This window comes from Leminorella grimontii ATCC 33999 = DSM 5078 (assembly GCF_000439085.1).
In the GTDB taxonomy this organism is placed as follows: Bacteria; Pseudomonadota; Gammaproteobacteria; order Enterobacterales; family Enterobacteriaceae; genus Leminorella; species Leminorella grimontii.
In genome coordinates this window covers 1-1,843 of sequence record NZ_AUUA01000036.1, presented here as the reverse complement: position 1 = coordinate 1,843, position 1,843 = coordinate 1, and the positions used below count along the sequence as shown (strand labels likewise).

Here is a 1,843-nt window from a genome sequence, read left to right as displayed (position 1 = left end):
GTGAAGAATGAGATGAGCGGCACGAAGAACATCGGCGAAGTAAAAATCGGCGTCGAAGGCCAGCTCTCCAAGCGCCTGAACCTGTGGGGTAACGCGGCCCAGCAGGTGGGGGATAAGGGATACAGCGATACGTCCGCGATGGTGGGCGTGAAGTATAGCTTCTGAGGGCTGTTTCTCTGTTCAAAAGGCCGGCGAATGCCGGCCTTTTCTATTGTAAGTTGAGTTTGATTCCGCCTGTACAACCCCTAAAAGGATAAATTAGATGGGGTATTCTTCGCCTGGTGTGCCATTGAAAGCGGATCTCTTTGGTTTTTATGTCCGGCGGTTAATGCAACACCTTTAGTTAATTATCGTTATATTCCACACTTTCATTTTTAAAATACTCTTATATTAACGTAGTGTGATTTTATTGTTGTCGACAAATTAATAATTTTTCATAGTTAGCTTTGTATTAATAACCACGTTTTGATTTTTTCATGTAAAAGCGGTTTTGTTAGGTGTTTATTTTGTTTTTTCGTATCTTGTCTTGTTTTTTTAGTTTTTTGTTTCGCTGTTTTAGGGAATGAATGGTTATTGTATTGTTATAATTTGTTAATTTAATATTAAATTCATTTATTTTCATGGGTCAGGGCGGATAATAACGATCTATAAAATTATCAAACACGCATTTGATGGTTATTTTATTTTTATGTATTCTAATAAGCGGAACATTATTGTTTATATAAATTAACTAATAACGGACTGTTATCATGCAGTATGGATGCCTTATGAATAAAAAGAATCTGCTTTCTTTCAGTATATGTCTTGCACTTAGCAGTACGGTTTATGCAGCCCCCGCGACGACCAGTGTTACCGATTTAGCCACTCTTATATCTCATAGCGGAGAAGTTGATGTTGTTGACCAATGGGGAATAAGTTTGCTTGATAACAACGCATTCACCTACTCCGACGACGTTAATGTCAAATATAAAATAACCGGCATTGGCCGAGGCGTTGGTATTAGCGTATTCAACAGCTTAATGACGTTGGGAAAAACAACGGTGGTGGTTGACGTAGACAGTGCGCCTAATCCTAGCGCCGGCGCCGTTACTGCCGTTCGGTTAAAAAATGGTTCAGTGACGGTGGGTCCCGGCACCAATGATAAAGTCACCGCCGAGTTTGCAGCCGGTTCGTCTTTTACCGTTAACGGAAACGGCAGTACCGAGATTACGGGGTTGGACATTGAGGCCGGCCATTCTGCTACGTTTATTCCTGAAATGACGGTCACGGTGAATGAAAATACCACGGTGACTCTCAACAGGGCGGGTGACTACTCTGTAGGCCTGTTTGCCTATCTTGGCGGCGCTAAGTTCATTACTAAAGACGGCCTGTCCATTAATCTTAACTCAGACAGCGCGGCGACCATGTATGGGATCCGCGCACAGGCGATTACGCTCGGTAGCGGCACGCCGGTGCTGGGAGGTGAAGTAGAGCTAAATGGTACGACCGAAATTCATATGCTGAACGGCGGCGACGGCACGGCGGGGATCCTCGCGCACGTGGCGGGCTCGAAGGTTTCGGCGCAAAAGGCAGTGACAATTACTAACGTCACCGACGATTCAACGGCGGCGCTGTACGGCATTTTTGCTAGCGCCGGCGAGATTGACTTTGCCGATGCGGCCAACGTGACGATTAGCGGGGGAAGTGAATATTCAGCGGCGATAGCTGCGTCTTCTGCGGGATCTATCGCGGTTACCGGCGCCAATATCGACGTTGACGCCGGGCGTGCTTTTTATGCGAGCGGCGTAGACAGCACCATTACTGGCAGAGCGGCGCAGTATACGATTGACGGCAATATGCTGGC

The 1,843-nt window shown here is 46.1% G+C and carries 1 protein-coding gene and 1 pseudogene; both read left to right on the top strand.

Annotated features, from left to right (window positions below):
* On the top strand, positions 1-165 hold a 165-nt coding region (locus tag G544_RS21895; protein WP_147654629.1), incomplete at its 5' end, for an autotransporter outer membrane beta-barrel domain-containing protein.
* A gap of 752 nt (positions 166-917) precedes the next feature.
* Positions 918-1,843: pseudogene (locus G544_RS20985) on the top strand (autotransporter outer membrane beta-barrel domain-containing protein); the annotation flags it as partial.